Here is a 16,656-nt window from a genome sequence, read left to right as displayed (position 1 = left end):
GATGCAATATCTTTACGACTGTATAAATCTTATACAGAAAATCCTCTATCCGCCCACCTGCCTGTTGTGCGGGGCGCCCGGCAGCGCCGGCCTCGATCTCTGTGCCGGCTGCGCCGCCGAGATCCCGCGGCCGGGACCGGCCTGCCGTCTCTGCGCCCGCCCGCTGCCGCAACCGGGAATCTGCGGCGCGTGCCTGCGGCACCCCCCGCCCCAGGAGCGGACCGTGGCCCCCTTTCCCTACGCGGGCGCCATGCGCGAGCTGATAACGGGGCTCAAGTTCCACCGGCAGCTGGCCCATGCCCGGCTCCTGGGCGCACTGCTGGCGCGGGAACTCGAGGGGAGCACGGAGCGCCCGGCGCTGATCCTGCCCGTCCCCCTGCACCCGGCGCGCCTGCGGGAACGGGGCTTCAACCAGGCGCTGGAGATCGGGCGCCCCATCGGCCGGCTGCTGCAGCTGCCCGTCGACTCCGGGTCCTGCCGGCGCACCCGCGACACCCCGCACCAGATGGGACTCCACGAACGTCAGCGCCGGCGCAACGTCCGCGGCGCCTTCAGCGTCACGGGCGCCCTGTCCGGACGTCATGTGGCGATCCTGGACGACGTGGTCACCACCGGCAGCACCGCGGCCGAGCTGGCCCGGGCGCTGCGCCGGGCGGGCGCGGCGCGCATCGAGGTCTGGGCCGTGGCGCGTACCGTGGAACGCTGAGCGGCGCGCCGTTCAGCACAGCAGGGGCCGGGGCGGCTGGCGGACGAGGCGACACCGCTGCTGGGCATCTGGCCCGGCGTGGCCGGGAGATGTCTGCGACCTTCCAGTCGAAGCGCCGCTGCAACCCCTGGACGACCGCCGCATCAGCGCCCGGGCCGCGGCCCCGGGCCAGCGGCTCGCCGTAGGCGATGAGGCCGGTATCGGGGAAACCGGGGCGGGTGACGGAGACGGCGAAGCCGCTCAGGGACACCGCCGGGAAGCCGGCCTGCCCGGCCAGTCGGGCGCGGGTACCGTCGTCAGTGCCCGCCCCCGCACACCGGGCAGGCGGGATCGCGGCGCAGGCGCAGGGTGCGCCACTCCATGGCCAGGGCGTCGAACAGCAGCAGGCGCCCGTCGAGGGTCTCGCCGATGCCGAGCAGCACCTTCACCGCCTCCAGCGCCTGGAGACTGCCGATGATCCCCACCAGCGGGGCGATGACGCCGTTCTCCGAGCAGGTCTCCGGCAGCTCCGCGCCCTCGCCGTAGAGGCAGCGGTAGCAGGGGCTGCCCTCGCGCTCGGCGTGGAACACGCACACCTGGCCCTCGAAGCGGATCGCCGCCCCCGAGACCAGGGGCGTGCGCCGGCGCACGCACGCGGCGTTGATGGCGAAGCGGGTGGGGAAGTTGTCGCTGGCGTCCACCACCACGTCGGCGCGCGCCACCGCCGCCTCCAGGGCCTCGCCCTCCAGCCGCGTCTCCAGCATCTCCACCGCCACGCCGGGGTTCAGCGCCCGCAGGGTATCGCGGGCCGAGGCCACCTTGGGGCGGCCGATGTCGGCATTGCGGTGGATCACCTGGCGCTGGAGGTTGGAGAGGTCCACCGTGTCGGCATCGGCGATGAGCAGCCGGCCGACGCCCGCGGCGGCGAGATAGAGGGCCGCCGGCGAGCCAAGCCCGCCCATGCCCACGATGAGCGCGGTGGCGCCGAGCAGCCGCTCCTGCCCGGCGGCGTCCACCTGGGGCAGCATGATCTGGCGGCTGTAGCGCAGCAGGGTGTTGTCGTCCATGGGGGAAGATTACAGGGGACGGGGGACGGGGAACAGGGAACGGGAGACGAGGAACGGGCTCCCGTTCCCCTTTATCCGTTTCCCGTTATCCGCTCAGAGATACTTGCGCCAGTGTTCCGGGCGGTCGTCGCGGCAGCCGTGGGGCCGCCGGGCGTAGTGGTTGATGAAGATCTTCTCCACGCAGTTGTTCTGGCCACGGTCGCAGCCGATCGCGGTGCGCAGGTTCTCCTCGGTGTAGTAGTAGAGCGACCGCTTGAGCTTGGACATCAGGGAGTTGTCGAGGTGGAATCCCGCCGCCACCATGGCGTCCTCGATCAGCTTGAGGCTGACCTTGTGGAGGTCATACTCCAGCTCCAGGCAGCGCTCCGCCCGCTGCTTCACGGTATGCACGCCGTCCACCTGCCGCAGCATGGGCAGGGCCGAACGCGCCTGGTGGGGGTCCGGGTGATACTGGCAGAAGCAGAGGGTGCGCCCCCTGATGGTGTCCTTCGCGCTCATGTGGCCTTTATCCGCGACATCAACAGCGCTTGCAAGATGCACTGCAGCATAGCCAGTCGGGCCGCTTTTCAGGGCTGGCGGCCGCATACGACCCGGGGGTTCCCGGCGGCGTCCCGCAGGTCTTCAACGGCAGTGTAGCCGGCCGCCTCGAGGACCGCCACGGCGGACTCGCCCTGGTCGTAGCCGTGCTCGATGAGCAGCCAGCCGCCGGGGCGCAGGTGGGCGCGGGACTCCCGGGCGATGCGCTCGATGGCCTCCAGTCCGCCCGGCCCCGGGGTCAGGGCCGCGCGCGGTTCGTGGACCAGGTCGCCCTGGTCGAGGTGGGGATCGGCGGCGGGAATGTAGGGCGGATTGCTGAGAATGGCATCGAACGGCTCCCCGCCCAGCGCCGCGCACCAGTCCCCGGCCCGGAACGCCACGTTCGCCAGGCCGAGGCGCCCGGCGTTGCGCCGCGCCACCGCCAGGGCGGCAGCCGAGCGGTCGGTGGCCAGCAGCCGCCAGCCGGGACGCTCCGCCGCCAGCGCCAGCGCCACCGCCCCGCTGCCGGTGCCGAGATCCGCCAGCCGCAGGCCGGGGGTGTCCGGCAGCCGCGCCAGGGCAGCCTCCACCAGCAGCTCGGTGTCGGGGCGGGGTATCAGGGTGGCCGGCGTCACCTCCAGCTCCAGCGACCAGAACTCCCGGCGGCCGGTGAGATGGGCCACCGGCTCCCCCGCGGCGCGGCGCGCCACCAGCGCTTCGAACCGGGCCGCCTCGGCCGCCCCGAGCTCCCGTTCGCCGAAGGCGCGCAGCCAGGCCCGGCTCCGCCCGAGCACATGGGCCAGCAGCACCTCGGCGTCCAGCGCCGGGCTCTCGCCCCGGCCCGCCAGGCGCGCCCGGGCCCGGTCGAGGGCCGCCTCGACGCTGATCGGCGCCGCACCGCTCACGGCCCGTCACCGCCGTCCCGGGGCCGGACCAGCCCCGGTGTGCACTCCGGCCAGCCGTAACCCCAGCGCCAGGGGAAGGGGGTGCAGGGGCCACCGCCGAGACGAACGGCCGCGTACATCACCTCGGCGGCCAGCTCGAAGGCCACCCTCACCTGCTCCGGCGGCACGTCGAGCCGCCGGGCCAGCTCCGCCGCCCGGGCGCGGCCGGTGTCCGCAACACAGGCCTGCAGCCCGCGATCGGCCTCCAGCCGGCGGGCCACCCCGTCGCGGGCCGGCCCGCGCCAGTAGGCCAGGTCATGGACCACGCAGCAGGCCTCCCAGGGCGGCCGCCCGCCCAGGGTGCGCCCAAACGCCGGCAGCCGCCCGGCCAGAACCGCCCAGCCGGCGGAGAGCCCGCCGCTGCAGCCGTCGGTGGCGAAGGGGGCAAGCCGGGCGTCCGCGCGCGCCTGCACCGCGGCCAGGGCGGCCATGGCGCGCGCCTCGAGAGCGTTGACGGAGTCGGCGGCCGCGGCCTCCGTGGCCACCGCCATGAACAGCGCCGCGGTGAGGATGCGGAGGGGCACGGGCACAGGGCGGGCGCGGATCACGCCTCGCCGGCGAGGGCGGCCAGCTGGTCGGCCTGGTACTCGCTGATCAGCGGATCGATTACCGGGTCGAGCGCGCCGGCCATAATCTCCTCCAGCTTGTACAGCGTCAGGTTGATGCGGTGGTCGGTGAGCCGGCCCTGGGGGAAATTGTAGGTGCGGATGCGCTCGGAGCGATCGCCGCTGCCCACCAGGCTCTTGCGGGTGGCCTGCTGCTCGCTGCGCTGGCGTTCGCGCTCGGCCTCCAGCAGCCGCGACGCCAGCAGCGACATGGCCCGGGCCCGGTTCTTGTGCTGCGAGCGCTCGTCCTGGCACTCCACCACCATGCCCGTGGGCAGGTGGGTGATGCGGATGGCCGAGTCGGTCTTGTTCACGTGCTGGCCGCCGGCCCCGGAGGCGCGGTAGGTGTCGATACGCAGATCCGCCGGGTTGATGGGGCTGGCCTCCACCTCGTCCACCTCGGGCAGCACGGCCACGGTGCAGGCGGAGGTGTGGATGCGCCCCTGGCTCTCGGTCTCCGGAACCCGCTGCACGCGGTGGGCGCCGGACTCGAACTTCAGCCGCGAGTAGGCGCCCTGGCCGACCACCCGGGCGATCACCTCCTTGTAGCCCCCGTGCTCGCCCTCGCTCTCGCTCAGCACCTCCACGTCCCAGCCGCGGATCTCGGCGTAACGGCTGTACATGCGCAACAGGTCGCCGGCGAACAGCGCGGCCTCGTCACCGCCGGTGCCGGCGCGGATTTCGAGAAAGATGTTGCTGCTGTCGTGGGGATCGCGGGGCAGCAGCAACCGGCGCAGCTCCAGCTCCAGCGCCTCGGCGCGGTCCGCCGCCGCGCGCAGCTCCTCGGCGGCCAGCTCCCGCAGCTCGGGATCGGCGAGCAGCTCGCGGGCGGAATCCCGGGCCGCGCAGGCCTCGCGCCAGTCGCGGAAGCAGCCCATCACCGGCTCCAGCTGGGCGTACTCCATGGACAGGCTGCGGAAGCGCCCCTGGTTGCCGATGACCTCCGGGTCGGAGAGCAGGGCCGAGACCTCCTGGAATCGCTCGGAGAGTGACTCCAGCTTGTGCAGAACGGAGGGCTGCATGTCAGTCTACGTCGGTCTTGACGCCGAGCAGTTCGGAGGCGAACTCGATCAGTTCCGCGCGTTCGTCGTAGCCGGCCTGGCGCAGGGTCACCGAGGGCCTGTGCACCAGCTTGTTGGTGAGCCCGCGGGCCAGCAGGTAGAGCACCTGCTCCGGATCGTCGCCGCGGGCCAGCAGGCGCCGGGCCTTGTCCAGCTCCTGGTCGCGCAGCCGTTCCGCCTCGCTGCGGTAGGCGCGGACCAGGTCCACGGCCCTGAGCGAGCGCAGCCAACCCATGAAGTGGGCGCTCTGGAGGTTGACGATCTCCTCGGCCTGGGCGGCGGCCTCGCGCCGCGACTCCTGGTTCTCGCGGATGACCTCCTGGAGATCGTCCACGGTGTAGAGATAGACATCGTCCAGCTCCGCCACCTCGGGCTCGATGTCCCGCGGCACGGCGATGTCCACCATGAACATGGGCCGGTGCTTGCGCGCCTTGAGCGCCCGCTCCACCGCCCCCTTGCCCAGGATCGGCAGCGGGGCCGCGGTGGAGGCCACCACGATGTCCGCCTCCTCCAGGTGGGCCGGCAGCTCGTCCAGGGGGATGGCGTAGGCCCCGAACTCGCCGGCCAGGAGATGGGCCCGCTCCAGGGTGCGGTTGGCGATGATCATGCGCGCCACGCCGTGCTCGTGCAGGTGGCGGGCGGCCAGCTCGATGGTCTCGCCGGCACCGATGCACAGCGCCGTGGTCTCGGACAGGTCGGTGAAGATCTGCCGTGCCAGGCTGACCGCCGCGAACGCCACGGACACCGGGCTCTCGCCGATGGCGGTATCGGTGCGCACCTGCTTGGCCACGGCGAAGCAGTGCTGGAACAGCCGCCCCAACAGGGTGCCGACGGTTCCGGCCTCGTTGGCCGTGTTGTAGGCATCCTTCATCTGCCCCAGGATCTGGGGCTCGCCCAGCACCAGGGAATCGAGCCCGCTGGCCACGCGCATGATGTGGCGCACCGCCTCGAGCTGGGGGTGGATATAGATGTAGGGCTCGATCTCCTCGGCGCGCAGCTCGTGATAGCGCCGGAACCACTCCACCACCGGGGCGATGTCGTCGTCCTCGGTGTTGCAGTAGAGCTCGGTGCGGTTGCAGGTGGAGAGGATCGCCGCCTCCTGCACCCGCGGCTGGCTCACCAGCTCGCGCAGGGCATCCGCCAGCCGGTCAGGGGCGAAGCTGACCCGCTCCCGGATGGCCACGGGTGCCGTCTTGTGATTGATGCCGAACGCCAGCAATGACATTTACCGCCTATACGTGTCCTGCGTCACACTTGGATATCCGTTCAGGGCCTCTCGACAGCGCCGGAACGAGGCGCGCTGCCCGGGCAGCGGCCCCTCCGGGTGCCCGGCCAGGCGCTGCAACACGGTCATGGCCTTGCCGGCGAGGCTCCATTCGGGCACGCCGCACGCACGGCCGGCGGTGCACGGAACGGGGATCCGGGAGTGATTCGGCACACCGCCGGGGAACCTTCCGCGAACCCGCCGCTCCGATGAATAGCAGCACGCGGAGGGAGAGTTTAATCGACTTGGCACTCCACTTACTAATGGCATCATGTCAACGCAGCACGCCGCCTCCGGACCCGTTTCGCACCCTTCGGCGTTTCCGGTATAGTGACGGCTCGCCCGGCCCGCGGCCGGCGATGGCTGCCAGCCGGAGCAGATCTCAATGAAGTGTCTTCTTCCCATCCTCGCCTTCATCTTGGCCGGCGCCCTCGGCGGCTGCGCCACCCAGGGTGCCGTCACCACCGGGCCGGCCACGGAAACCGCTGCCGCCCCCGCGGCGGCCGGGGAGGAGACGACCCCGCCGAGCGGAGATTTCAGTCCCGAGGTGCTCTACAGCCTGCTGGTGGCCGAGATCGCGGGTCAGCGCGGCGACCTCGCCACCGCCCTGGCATTGTATCTTGAGGCCGCGCGCGAGACACGGGATGCCGGCATCGCCGAGCGCACCGCCCGCATCGCCATGGCGGTGCGGGATACCGAACGAAGCATCGAGGCGACCCGGATCTGGCTCGAGGCCGCGCCCGAGAGCCAGGAAGCCCGGCAGCTGCTGGCCATCAACCTCATCAAGGCCGGTCGCGCCGAGGAGGCGCTGCAGCAGCTCGACCGGCTGATGAACGCCGACCAGACCGATCCGGCCCGGCGCTTCCTCATCATCGCCGCCCTGCTCGGCCGCGAGCACACCGGGCCCACCGCCCTGGAGGTGATGCGCGGGCTGGTGGAGAAGCACAGCGACCAGCCCGAGGCCCACTACGCCCTCGGCGAGCTGGCGGTGAGCGAAAACGACTCCGGGCTGGCGCTGCAGGCCGTCGACGAGGCCCTGCGCCTGAAACCGGACTGGACCGAGGCGATGGTGCTCAGGGCCCGGGCCCTGACCCTGGCCGGGGAGACCGACGCCGCCCTGGCCTACCTGGACGCCGCGGGACGCGAGCATCCGCAGGACAACGAGCTGGCGATGGCCCGCGCCCGGCTCCTGATCCAGGCCGACCGCATGGACGAGGCCCACGCAGCCTTCCAGGCGCTGGTGCGGCGCAATCCGGACAATGGCGACGCCCTCTTCGCCCTGGGCCTGCTGAGCCTCCAGGCCGGTCTCGACAAGGAGGCCGAACGGGCGTTCCGGCGGCTGCTGGAGGTTGACGGCAAGACCTCGGCCCGCGCCCCCTTCTACCTCGGCCAGGTGGCGGAGAAGCGCAAGGACTACGAGGCGGCGCTCGACTGGTACTCCGAGGTCCGCAGCGGCCCCAACTTCAACGAGGCCCAGCTCCGGATCGCCGTGGTCCTGGCCCGGCTGGAGCGGATCGACGAGGCCCTGGCCCAGCTCGAGGACATCGCCTCCCGCAACCCGGCCCAGCGCCCGCGCCTGTACCTGGTGGAGGGCGAAATCCTCACCAACGCCGGACGCCTCGAGCAGGCCATGGACATCTACAACCAGGCCCTGCTGGAGCTGCCGGGCAACACCGATATCCGTTACGCCCGGGCATTGCTGGCCGAAAAGATGGACAACCTGGACCTGCTCGAGTCCGACCTGAAACTGCTCATCGAGCGCGACCCGGACAACGCCCTGGCCCTCAATGCCCTGGGCTACACCCTGGCCGATCGCACCGACCGCCACGCCGAGGCCCTGCAGTACATCAGCCAGGCCCTCGAGCTCTCCCCGGACGACGCCGCCATCATCGACAGCATGGGCTGGGTCCAGTACCGGCTCGGCGACCTGGAGGCGGCGGAGCGGCATCTGCGCCGGGCCCTCGAGCTGCGCAAGGGCGACCCCGAAATCGCCGCCCACCTGGGCGAGGTGCTGTGGGCCCGGGGTCGTCGTGACGCGGCGCGGGAAGTGTGGCAGTCGGCCCTGGCGGATCATCCGGACGACGCCATCCTGCGCGAGACCATCACCCGCCTGACGGGGCAGGAACCGCCCCGCCCCTGACCCGGACAACCCTACCCGTCGTGGCCGGAAACCCACCCGCACACCGCCGCCGCCTGCTCTGCGCCGGCCTCCTCGCCCTGGCCCTCGGCGGCTGCGCCGCCGTGCCCCCGACCACGCCCCTGGAGGGTGATTCCGGCTGGCGGCGGCACGCCGAGGCGGTGGGCCGGATCACGGCCTGGGACCTGCAGGGGCGGGTGGCCCTCACCCTGGAGGGCGAGGCCTGGCACGCCTCGCTGCTCTGGCAGCAGCTGCCCGACAGCTACCGCCTGCGGCTCTCCTCCCCCCTCGGGCAGGGGGTGGCCATGGTGGAGGGCCGCGCCGGAGAGGTGCGCATCGCGCTGCCCGACGGCACCCGGGATCGTGCCGCGGACGCCGAGACGCTGCTGCGGCGCCACCTGGGCTGGCGGCTGCCGGTGGACGGACTGGCGTGGTGGGTCCGCGGCCTGCCCCGCCCCGGCCCGGAGGCCCGGCCCCGGTTCGACGACGCCGGCCGCCTGGTCCGGCTGGAACAGTCCGGCTGGCGCATCGACTATCTCGACTATGTGCGCGTGGGCGGGCAGGACCTGCCGCGGCGGGTCTTTCTCGCCAGCGATCACCTGGAGGTGCGGCTGGTGGTCAGCCACTGGACCCTGCCCCCCGATGGGGGCTGAGCGGTGGCACCGTGACCTCCAGCGACTGGCCGGCGCCGGCCAAGCTCAACCTGTTCCTGCACGTGGTGGGCCGGCGCTCCGACGGCTACCACCTGCTGCAGACGGTGTTCCAGTTCCTGGACCACGGCGATCGCCTCGACTTCTCCCCCACCACCGACGGGCGGGTGACCCTGGAGCCGGCCCTGCCCGGGGTACGGGAGGCCGACAACCTGGTGCTGCGCGCCGCGCGGCGGCTCCAGGCCGTGACCGGCACCGGCCTCGGGGCGCATATCCGCCTGCACAAGCGCCTGCCCATGGGCGGCGGCCTGGGCGGCGGCAGCTCCGATGCCGCCACCACCCTGGTGGCGCTGAACCGGCTCTGGTCGCTGGGACTGCCCCCCGTGGAGCTCGAGCGCCTGGGCCTGGAACTGGGCGCCGACGTGCCGGTGTTCGTCCGCGGGCTGGCGTCCTGGGCCGAGGGGGTGGGCGAGCGGCTCACGCCGGTGGAGCTTCCCGAGCCCTGGTACGTGGTCCTCGCGCCGGCGTGCCACGTGGACACCGGCGCGGTATTCGCCGACCCGGAATTGACACGGGATTCCAAGCCCCTCAAAATATCCGACTTTCTCTCAGGCAGGGGCGGCAACGACTGCGAGGCCGTGGTGGCCAGGCGCTACCCGGCGGTGGCGGCGGCCCTGGACTGGCTGCGGCGCCACGGCGATGGCCGCATGACCGGCACCGGGGCCTGTGTATTCGCGCCCTGCGGTGACGAGGCCGCGGCCCGGGCCCTGTTGGCCGCCGCGCCGCTCCCGGGATTCGCCGCCCGCGGCTGCAACCGCTCACCCCTGCTCGCCAGGCTGGCGGAGGAAGACCGGGACGCGTGACGGCGGGCCGCTGCTCTGAAAATCGGTTCATCTGGGGCGTAGCCAAGTGGTAAGGCACGGGGTTTTGGTCTCCGCATTCCTAGGTTCGAATCCTAGCGCCCCAGCCAGATCTCCAGCGAGTGAGCGACATGCGCTTCAGCACCACAACCCGGGAGCCCGGCCAGCGCGCAGGCCGCCCCGCCCGTGAAACCACCCCGACCTGAACCCGAGACGGAGTACGACGGCGTGTCAGACAGCAGGCTGATGGTCTTCAGCGGGAACGCCAACCCGGCGCTCGCCCAGAAGGTATGCAACCACCTCAACATCCCCTTCGGCAAGGCGGTGACGGGGCGCTTCAGCGACGGCGAGGTGATGGTGGAGATCATGGAGCACGTCCGCGGCCGCGACGTGTTCATCATCCAGCCCACCTGCGCGCCCACCAACGACAACCTCATGGAGCTGATGGTGATGGTGGACGCCCTGCGCCGCTCCTCGGCCTGGCGCATCACCGCGGTGGTCCCCTACTTCGGCTACGCCCGCCAGGACCGCCGGCCGCGCTCCGCCCGCGTGCCCATCACCGCCAAGGTGGTGGCCAACATGCTGGAAAGCGTGGGGGTGACGCGCATGCTCACCGTGGACCTGCACGCCGACCAGATACAGGGCTTCTTCAACATTCCCGTGGACAACGTCTACGCCTCGCCCATCCTGCTCGGCGACATCTGGCGCCAGAAGTACCCGCGGCTCATCGTGGTGTCGCCGGACGTGGGCGGCGTGGTGCGCGCCCGCGCCGTGGCCAAGCGGCTGGACGACGCGGATCTGGCCATCATCGACAAGCGCCGGCCGCGCCCCAACGTGGCCGAGGTGATGCACATCATCGGCGACGTGAAGGGCCGCACCTGCGTGGTGGTGGACGACCTGGTGGACACCGCCGGCACCCTCTGCCACGCCGCCGGCGCGCTGAAGAAACACGGCGCCGAGCGGGTGGTGGCCTACTGCACCCACCCGGTGCTCTCCGGCCGCGCGCTGCAGAACATCGAGGCCTCGGAGCTGGACGAGCTGGTGGTGACCGACACCATTCCGCTGCGCCCCGAGCTGGAGGCCTGCAGCCGCATCCGCCAGCTCAGCATCGCCGAGATGCTGGCCGAAACCATCCGCCGGGTGAACCAGGAGGAGTCGGTCAGCTCGCTGTTCATGGATTGACGGGGACGGGCCGGTAAGCGACCGGCCGCCCACCGGCACGAAACAGTCTTTCAACCGCCGTTCCTGGTCGCGGGGACGGCACAAGCGCCCGCGAGGGCATTACTCAACCGGAGCAACAAACCAATGAGCATCAAGTTCAATATCGATGCCGAGCCGCGTCAGGACGTGGGGAAGGGTGCGAGCCGCCGCCTGCGTCGCGCCGGCAAGATCCCGGCCATCGTCTACGGCGGTCACCAGGACCCGGAGATGATCACCCTGGTGCAGTCGGAGTTCGTGAAGAGCCTGGCCAACGAGGCCGTCTACTCCTCCATCCTGGACCTGAACGTGGGCGGCAGGAAGCAGCAGGTGATCCTCAAGGCCCTGCAGCGCCACCCCATCAAGCCCATCATCGAGCATGCCGACTTCCAGCGTGTCTCCGCCAGCGAGAAGCTGACCATCCACGTGCCCCTGCACTTCCTCAACGAGGAGACCTGCGTCGGCGTCAAGCAGGGCGGCGGCCGCATCTCCCACCAGCTCATCGAGGTGGAGGTCAGCTGCCTGCCGGCCGACATGCCGGAGTTCATCGAGGTGGATCTGGCCGCCCTCAACCTGGGCGAGGCCCTGCACCTCTCCGACCTCAAGCTCCCCCAGGGGGTCGAGATCCTGGCCCTGAGCCATGGCAACGACATGTCCGTGGTGAGCGTCCAGGGCAAGGGCGGCGGCGCCGAGGAGGAAGAGGAAGGCGAGGCCGAGGGCGAAGCCGAGGCCGAAGCCTGATTCTGACCAGGCCGATTCGACCGGAAGCCGGCGCGGGTGTCGAAGGTGCAGCTCATCGTGGGACTGGGGAACCCCGGTCCCGAGTACGAGGGCACCCGGCACAACGCCGGCTTCTGGTTCGTCGACCGGCTTCCCGGCGCGACCGGCGCCTGGAAGGCCGAAAGCCGTTTCCACGGCCAGCTCTGCCGGCTGCAGCTCTGGGGCCATGACTGCCGGGTCCTGAAACCCGCCACCTTCATGAACCGCAGCGGCCAGTCCATCGCCGCGGTCTGCCGCTTTTTCCGCATTCCCCCCGAGGCAATCCTGGTGGTCCACGACGACCTGGACCTGCCGCCGGGAACGGCGCGGCTCAAGCGCGGCGGCGGCGCCGGCGGCCACAACGGCCTGAAGGACACCATCGCCCACCTGGGGCCGGACTTCCTGCGCCTGCGCCTGGGCGTGGGGCACCCCGGCAACCGGGACAAGGTGGTGGGCTGGGTGCTCAAGCCGCCCACCCGGGACGAGGAGGCGGGCATCCTCGCCGCCATCGACGCGGCCCTCGACGCCCTGCCCCTGGTGCTCGACGGCGAGCTGGCGCGGGCCATGAACCGGCTCCACAGCCGCTGAACATCAACCCACAGAGCTCACCACGAAGACACGAAGAATACGAAGAAGCGCGGTAAGCGGTATCTGCGGCCTAAAAAACGCCATCCATGATGGACAGTGGAGGACCGCTTAACAGGAATTCCGGCACTTCGTGATCTTCATCATCTTCGTGACTTCGTGGTGATCTTTTCCTACACAACGGGTCGCAGCCATGGGATTCAAGTGCGGTATCGTGGGCCTGCCCAACGTGGGCAAGTCCACCCTCTTCAACGCTCTCACCAAGGCCGGCATCCAGGCCGAGAACTATCCCTTCTGCACCATCGACCCGAACGTGGGCGTGGTGCCCATGCCCGATCCGCGCCTCGACGAGCTGGCGCGCATCGTCAAGCCCCAGCGCACGGTCCCCACCACCATGGAGTTCGTGGACATCGCCGGCCTGGTGGCCGGGGCCTCCAAGGGTGAGGGGCTGGGCAACCAGTTCCTGGCCAACATCCGCGAGACCGACGCCATCGCCCACGTGGTGCGCTGCTTCGAGAACGATGACGTGGTGCACGTCTCCGGCAAGGTGAACCCCATCTCCGACATCGAGGTGATCAACACCGAACTGGCGCTGGCGGATCTCGCCTCCGTGGAGAAGGCGGTGCAGCGGGCGGGCAAGCGCGCCAAGGCCGGCGCCGACAAGGAGACCAAGGCCCTGGTGGCGCTGCTGGCGCGGGTGGAGGCGACCCTCAACGAGGGGCGCATGGTGCGCACCCTGGGCCTGAGCGACGAGGAGCTCGATCTGCTCTACGATCTGCACCTGCTCACGGTGAAGCCCACCCTCTACATCGCCAACGTCTCCGAGGACGGCTTCCAGGACAACCCCTACCTCGACCAGGTGCGCGAGTACGCCGCCGCCGAGGGCTCGGAGGTGGTCCCCGTGTGCGCCGCCATCGAGGCGGAGATCGCCGAGCTGGCCGACGAGGAGAAGGCCGAGTTCCTCGAGGAGATGGGCCTCCACGAGCCGGGCCTCGACCGGGTCATCCGCGCCGGCTACAGGCTGCTGGGGCTGGAGACCTACTTCACCGCCGGGGTGAAGGAGGTGCGCGCCTGGACCATCCCCGTGGGCGCCACCGCCCCCAAGGCCGCCGCGGTCATCCACACCGACTTCGAGAAGGGCTTCATCCGCGCCGAGGTCATCGCCTACGACGATTTCGTCAGGTTCGGCGGCGAACAGGGCGCCAAGGAAGCGGGCAAGTGGCGGCTGGAGGGCAAGGAGTACGTGGTGCAGGACGGCGACGTGGTCCACTTCCGCTTCAACGTCTGACCACCCTTGACAGCGGCAACCCGGGCGTAGACAATTGCCGCCTCCAATTTTGGCTACGTAGCTCAGTTGGTTAGAGCGCGGCACTCATAATGCTGAGGTCGGTGGTTCAAGTCCACCCGTAGCCACCAGCTGCAATGCCCTCTGAAGGCCGTGCGAATGCGCGGCCTTTTTTGTGGACCCGTCCCGCCCTGAAGCGGGCATTCCCGGCTCAGGCCAGCGGCTCGAGGCAGCCCGGATCGTCGTTGGCCGGCGAGTTGACCCGGCGCCCCACCCGCCAGGCCCGCATCCCCTCCGCCGGACAGGGGCGCAGGAGCGTCGCCAGCCGGGCCGGGTCCTGCGCCCGGGGATCGAGCCAGGCGGCGTAGTCCTCCGGCGCGAGTATCACCGGCATGCGGTCGTGGATGGGCCGCACCGCGGCGTTGGCCTCCGTCACCAGCAGGGTGCAGGACTCCACCACCCGCCCCTCCCCCTCCCAGCGCTCCCACAGCCCGGCGATGGCGAACACCGGCCCCGGGCCGGCGCTGATGGCCCAGGGCTGCCTGCCGTCGGGCCGCGCCTGCCATTCGTAGAAGCCGGAGGCCGGCACCAGGCAGCGCCGGCGGCGGAAGGCGTCGCGGAAGGCGGGCCTGTCCGCCACGGTCTCCGCCCGTGCATTGATGAGACGGTAGGGGCTGCGCCCCCCTTTGGCCCAGGCCGGGACCAGGCCCCAGCGCAGCCGCACCAGCTCCCGGCCGCCGGACCCGGCGCGCACCGCCGCCACCGCCTGGGTGGGGGCGATGTTGTAGCGCGGCGCCAGCTCCGGCGCCGCCGCCAGCCCGAAGTGCTCCATCAGCACCTCGCCCGGCACATCGAGATAGAAACGTCCGCACATGGTTCAGGTCCCGTCCGGGCCCGCGCGGGGCGGCAGGCGCCCGGCCCCGGAGCGGGCCCGTGGATGAACGCCCCGGTGGCCCGGCCATGGTGTCGGCAGGGCGCCGGCGCGGTCAAGCCGGGCGCCTGCCCCGCCGCGCGCCGGCTGTCACACGGGCGGGCATGACACGCCGGAGCGGTTATGGCTAAATTCAACCCGTCGGCGGCCCGGGCGCCGCGCCCCGCCGCCGGACTCACCGTGATTGAGAGACCAGAGGAACTTCCAATGCAGAACGGGACGGTCAAGTGGTTCAACAACACCAAGGGTTTCGGCTTCATCGCCCCCGCGGAGGGCGGTGACGATGTCTTCGTCCACTACACGGCCATCAAGGCGGACGGCTACCGCACGCTGAACGAGGGCCAGGCGGTGCAGTTCGAGGTGGAACGGGGACCGAAGGGACTGCAGGCGACGAACGTCAGCGTGCTGTCCTGAAACCCGCCCCGCAGCCCACTGGGCCCCGTCCCCGCGGGGCCCGGTGGTTTCCGCCCGGACCGGGGAATCGTCCCGCCCGTCAACGCCGGAGCACCGCAGCGTGCTGAGCTACCGCCACGCCTTCCATGCCGGCAATCATGCCGATGTGCTCAAGCACGCCGTCCTCGCGCTGCTGCTGGAGGCCCTGCGTTCCAAGCAGGCCCCGTTCCGCTACCTGGAGACCCACGCCGGGGCGGGTGTCTACGACCTGGATTCGCCCGAGGCGCGCCGCAATGCCGAACACGAACAGGGCATCGGCCGCATCCGCGCGCAGGCCGGTTCCCCGCCTGCCCTGGCCGGCTACCTGGCCGCGCTGGACGCCGTGAGCGGACCCGGCGGCCGGGCCCGCTATCCCGGCTCGCCCCGGGTGGCGCGCCACCTCCTCCGGCCCGATGACCGGATGGTGCTGTGCGAGCTGCACCCCGCCGATCACGCCCTGCTCCGGGCGGAGTTCGCCGGCGATCGCCAGGTTGCGGTGCACCGCACCGACGGCTACCAGGGGCTGAAGGCCTTCCTGCCGCCGCCGGAGCGGCGCGGCCTGGTGCTCATCGACCCGCCCTACGAGGTGAAGGACGAGTACCGGCAGGTGGTCGCCGCCCTCGGGGCCGCCCACCGGCGCTGGCCCACCGGCATCTACGCCCTCTGGTACCCGGTGCTCGACACCACGACCCATGCCCGCCTGCTGCAGGACCTGGTACAGAGCGGCCTGCGCCGGGTGCTGCTCGCCGAGCTCCGGGTACGGCCGGAGGACGGTCCGCGCGGCATGAAGGGCTCCGGGATGGTGATTATCAATCCGCCCTGGCGTCTCGACCGGACCCTGGAGGCGCTGCTGCCCTGGCTGTGGGACGTCCTGGATCCGGAGCACCGGGGCGGCTGGCGGATGGAGTGGCTGGTGCCCGAATAGGCCCGCGCCCGCCTCCGGCCCGGCGGGCTCCGCGGCGCTCGCGGGCGCACGCCGCCGGATCGCGGTAGACTCCCGGCAGAGCGCGGCGGGATGGAGGAGAAGGCCCATGGCAGAAGGATCCGGAACCCGGCGACACCGGGCCCTGCTCTCGGTGGTGGAGCTGGGCGGCTACCCCAATTTCGAATCCCTCTACCGCCAGTACGGCTTCGAGCCGCTGGTGGTGAACTCGGTGCGCAAGGCCCAGAGCACGCTCCGGCGCGAACAGCCGGCGGTGGTGGTGGCGGAGTTCAACGTGGATCCCAACTTCCGCGATCGGACCGGCAACCTGGAGTCGCTGCTCGCCGGCATCCAGCACCTGCCCGACACCCGGGTCATCGTCTTCTACGAGCGCGAGCACCTCCCCCACCTGGAGCGGCTGCGGCAGCGCTTTCCCATCGCCGAGGCCCTGCCCTACCCGGTCCAGGCCGCGGCCCTGGAGGCGGCGCTGCAACGGCTCACCGGCAAGAGGAGCTGAGGCGCGCGGCGGACGGACCGCTCGCCCCGGGGCTGGCCGAATCCGGCCCGGAGGGAACCCGCGACGGCAAGCCGGGGGAACCGGACCGGGGCGCCGGAGACGAAGACAGATGGAACGCTGCACTGGCGCCGGCGCGCCCGCGCCCCGGCGCGGGATCCGGGAACGCCGGGCTGCCCGTCGGGAGCCTTCCGCGCCCGCTTCCGGTGAAAGATTCCGGGCCGCCGGGCGGTCCCCTCGGC

General features: G+C 71.4%; 18 protein-coding genes, 2 tRNA genes and 1 pseudogene. 14 read left to right on the top strand and 7 right to left on the bottom strand.

The annotated features are described in order from the left end of the window. Window position 1: 1 nt before the first annotated feature. Both DFQ59_RS20600 and DFQ59_RS02545 read left to right on the top strand, forming a co-directional pair. Window positions 2-184 (top strand): annotated as a pseudogene (locus DFQ59_RS20600) (double zinc ribbon domain-containing protein); the annotation flags it as partial. Between the two features lie 39 nt (window positions 185-223). Next, complete coding sequence (locus DFQ59_RS02545) at window positions 224-706, top strand: ComF family protein (protein ID WP_342768418.1); 483 nt, start codon at window positions 224-226, stop codon at window positions 704-706. Window positions 707-1,002: 296 nt separating this feature from the next. Here the strand turns inward: DFQ59_RS02545 and DFQ59_RS02540 are convergent, their stop codons facing one another. The 6 genes from DFQ59_RS02540 to hemA form a co-directional block, all read right to left on the bottom strand. Further along, window positions 1,003-1,752, bottom strand: a complete 750-nt coding sequence (locus DFQ59_RS02540) for a HesA/MoeB/ThiF family protein (protein ID WP_114278082.1) — start codon at window positions 1,750-1,752, stop codon at window positions 1,003-1,005. A gap of 93 nt (window positions 1,753-1,845) precedes the next feature. Beyond that, entirely contained in the window at window positions 1,846-2,250 is a 405-nt protein-coding gene (locus DFQ59_RS02535; protein ID WP_114278081.1) for a hypothetical protein, read from the bottom strand. A 68-nt stretch (window positions 2,251-2,318) separates the two neighbouring features. Then, on the bottom strand, window positions 2,319-3,173 hold the full coding sequence (gene prmC, locus DFQ59_RS02530; RefSeq protein WP_281268225.1) for a peptide chain release factor N(5)-glutamine methyltransferase: 855 nt from the start codon (window positions 3,171-3,173) through the stop codon (window positions 2,319-2,321). Beyond that, the gene (locus DFQ59_RS02525) at window positions 3,170-3,742 is read right to left on the bottom strand and encodes a hypothetical protein (protein WP_211314752.1); all 573 of its coding nucleotides are present in this window, start codon (window positions 3,740-3,742) and stop codon (window positions 3,170-3,172) included. The genes prmC and DFQ59_RS02525 overlap by 4 nt, the downstream gene beginning before the upstream one ends. A 14-nt stretch (window positions 3,743-3,756) precedes the next feature. Beyond that, window positions 3,757-4,839 carry a peptide chain release factor 1 gene (prfA, locus tag DFQ59_RS02520; protein WP_114278080.1) on the bottom strand — a complete coding sequence of 361 codons (1,083 nt, stop codon included), beginning with the start codon at window positions 4,837-4,839 and terminating at the stop codon, window positions 3,757-3,759. A 1-nt stretch (window position 4,840) separates the two neighbouring features. Continuing rightward, window positions 4,841-6,103: a glutamyl-tRNA reductase gene (gene hemA / locus DFQ59_RS02515; protein ID WP_114278079.1), complete on the bottom strand. Its 1,263-nt coding sequence runs from the start codon at window positions 6,101-6,103 to the stop codon at window positions 4,841-4,843. Window positions 6,104-6,527: 424 nt separating this feature from the next. Here hemA and DFQ59_RS02510 point away from each other — a divergent pair, with 424 nt between their 5' ends. The 9 genes from DFQ59_RS02510 (at window position 6,528) to DFQ59_RS02470 (ending at window position 13,746) form a co-directional block, all read left to right on the top strand. Continuing rightward, on the top strand, window positions 6,528-8,282 hold the full coding sequence (locus tag DFQ59_RS02510; RefSeq protein WP_114278078.1) for a tetratricopeptide repeat protein: 1,755 nt from the start codon (window positions 6,528-6,530) through the stop codon (window positions 8,280-8,282). Window positions 8,283-8,302: 20 nt separating this feature from the next. After that, window positions 8,303-8,932 (top strand): lipoprotein insertase outer membrane protein LolB, encoded by a 630-nt coding sequence (gene lolB, locus DFQ59_RS02505; protein WP_170142000.1) that lies wholly within the window; start codon window positions 8,303-8,305, stop codon window positions 8,930-8,932. 11 nt (window positions 8,933-8,943) lie between these two features. Beyond that, window positions 8,944-9,792 (top strand): 4-(cytidine 5'-diphospho)-2-C-methyl-D-erythritol kinase, encoded by an 849-nt coding sequence (gene ispE / locus DFQ59_RS02500; protein ID WP_114278076.1) that lies wholly within the window; start codon window positions 8,944-8,946, stop codon window positions 9,790-9,792. A 32-nt stretch (window positions 9,793-9,824) separates the two neighbouring features. Next, window positions 9,825-9,899: transfer RNA gene (locus DFQ59_RS02495), tRNA-Gln, on the top strand. A 136-nt stretch (window positions 9,900-10,035) separates the two neighbouring features. Further along, window positions 10,036-10,971 (top strand): ribose-phosphate diphosphokinase, encoded by a 936-nt coding sequence (locus DFQ59_RS02490; protein WP_114278075.1) that lies wholly within the window; start codon window positions 10,036-10,038, stop codon window positions 10,969-10,971. Between the two features lie 123 nt (window positions 10,972-11,094). Beyond that, entirely contained in the window at window positions 11,095-11,727 is a 633-nt protein-coding gene (locus DFQ59_RS02485) for a 50S ribosomal protein L25/general stress protein Ctc (protein ID WP_114278074.1), read from the top strand. A gap of 36 nt (window positions 11,728-11,763) precedes the next feature. Then, entirely contained in the window at window positions 11,764-12,333 is a 570-nt protein-coding gene (gene pth, locus DFQ59_RS02480; RefSeq protein ID WP_114278073.1) for an aminoacyl-tRNA hydrolase, read from the top strand. Between the two features lie 190 nt (window positions 12,334-12,523). Then, window positions 12,524-13,618 carry a redox-regulated ATPase YchF gene (ychF, locus tag DFQ59_RS02475; RefSeq protein WP_114278072.1) on the top strand — a complete coding sequence of 365 codons (1,095 nt, stop codon included), beginning with the start codon at window positions 12,524-12,526 and terminating at the stop codon, window positions 13,616-13,618. 51 nt (window positions 13,619-13,669) lie between these two features. After that, window positions 13,670-13,746 (top strand) — tRNA-Met (locus DFQ59_RS02470). An 80-nt stretch (window positions 13,747-13,826) separates the two neighbouring features. Here DFQ59_RS02470 and DFQ59_RS02465 read toward each other — a convergent pair. Continuing rightward, window positions 13,827-14,489, bottom strand: coding sequence for an SOS response-associated peptidase (locus DFQ59_RS02465; RefSeq protein WP_114278071.1), 663 nt, complete (start codon window positions 14,487-14,489; stop codon window positions 13,827-13,829). A gap of 264 nt (window positions 14,490-14,753) precedes the next feature. On the opposite strand from DFQ59_RS02465, the gene DFQ59_RS02460 reads away from it, so the two are divergent. The 3 genes from DFQ59_RS02460 to DFQ59_RS02450 all read left to right on the top strand — a co-directional run bounded on the left by DFQ59_RS02460 (window position 14,754) and on the right by DFQ59_RS02450 (window position 16,417). Then, entirely contained in the window at window positions 14,754-14,960 is a 207-nt protein-coding gene (locus tag DFQ59_RS02460; RefSeq protein ID WP_114278070.1) for a cold-shock protein, read from the top strand. 100 nt (window positions 14,961-15,060) lie between these two features. Further along, window positions 15,061-15,903, top strand: coding sequence for a 23S rRNA (adenine(2030)-N(6))-methyltransferase RlmJ (locus DFQ59_RS02455; protein WP_114278069.1), 843 nt, complete (start codon window positions 15,061-15,063; stop codon window positions 15,901-15,903). Between the two features lie 106 nt (window positions 15,904-16,009). Further along, window positions 16,010-16,417 (top strand): hypothetical protein, encoded by a 408-nt coding sequence (locus DFQ59_RS02450; protein ID WP_114278068.1) that lies wholly within the window; start codon window positions 16,010-16,012, stop codon window positions 16,415-16,417. Window positions 16,418-16,656 lie beyond the last annotated feature (239 nt).

Source organism: Thioalbus denitrificans (assembly GCF_003337735.1).
Taxonomy (GTDB): Bacteria; Pseudomonadota; Gammaproteobacteria; order DSM-26407; family DSM-26407; genus Thioalbus; species Thioalbus denitrificans.
Note: the sequence above shows the minus strand (reverse complement) of the source record. Positions and strands in the feature narration are given on the sequence as shown.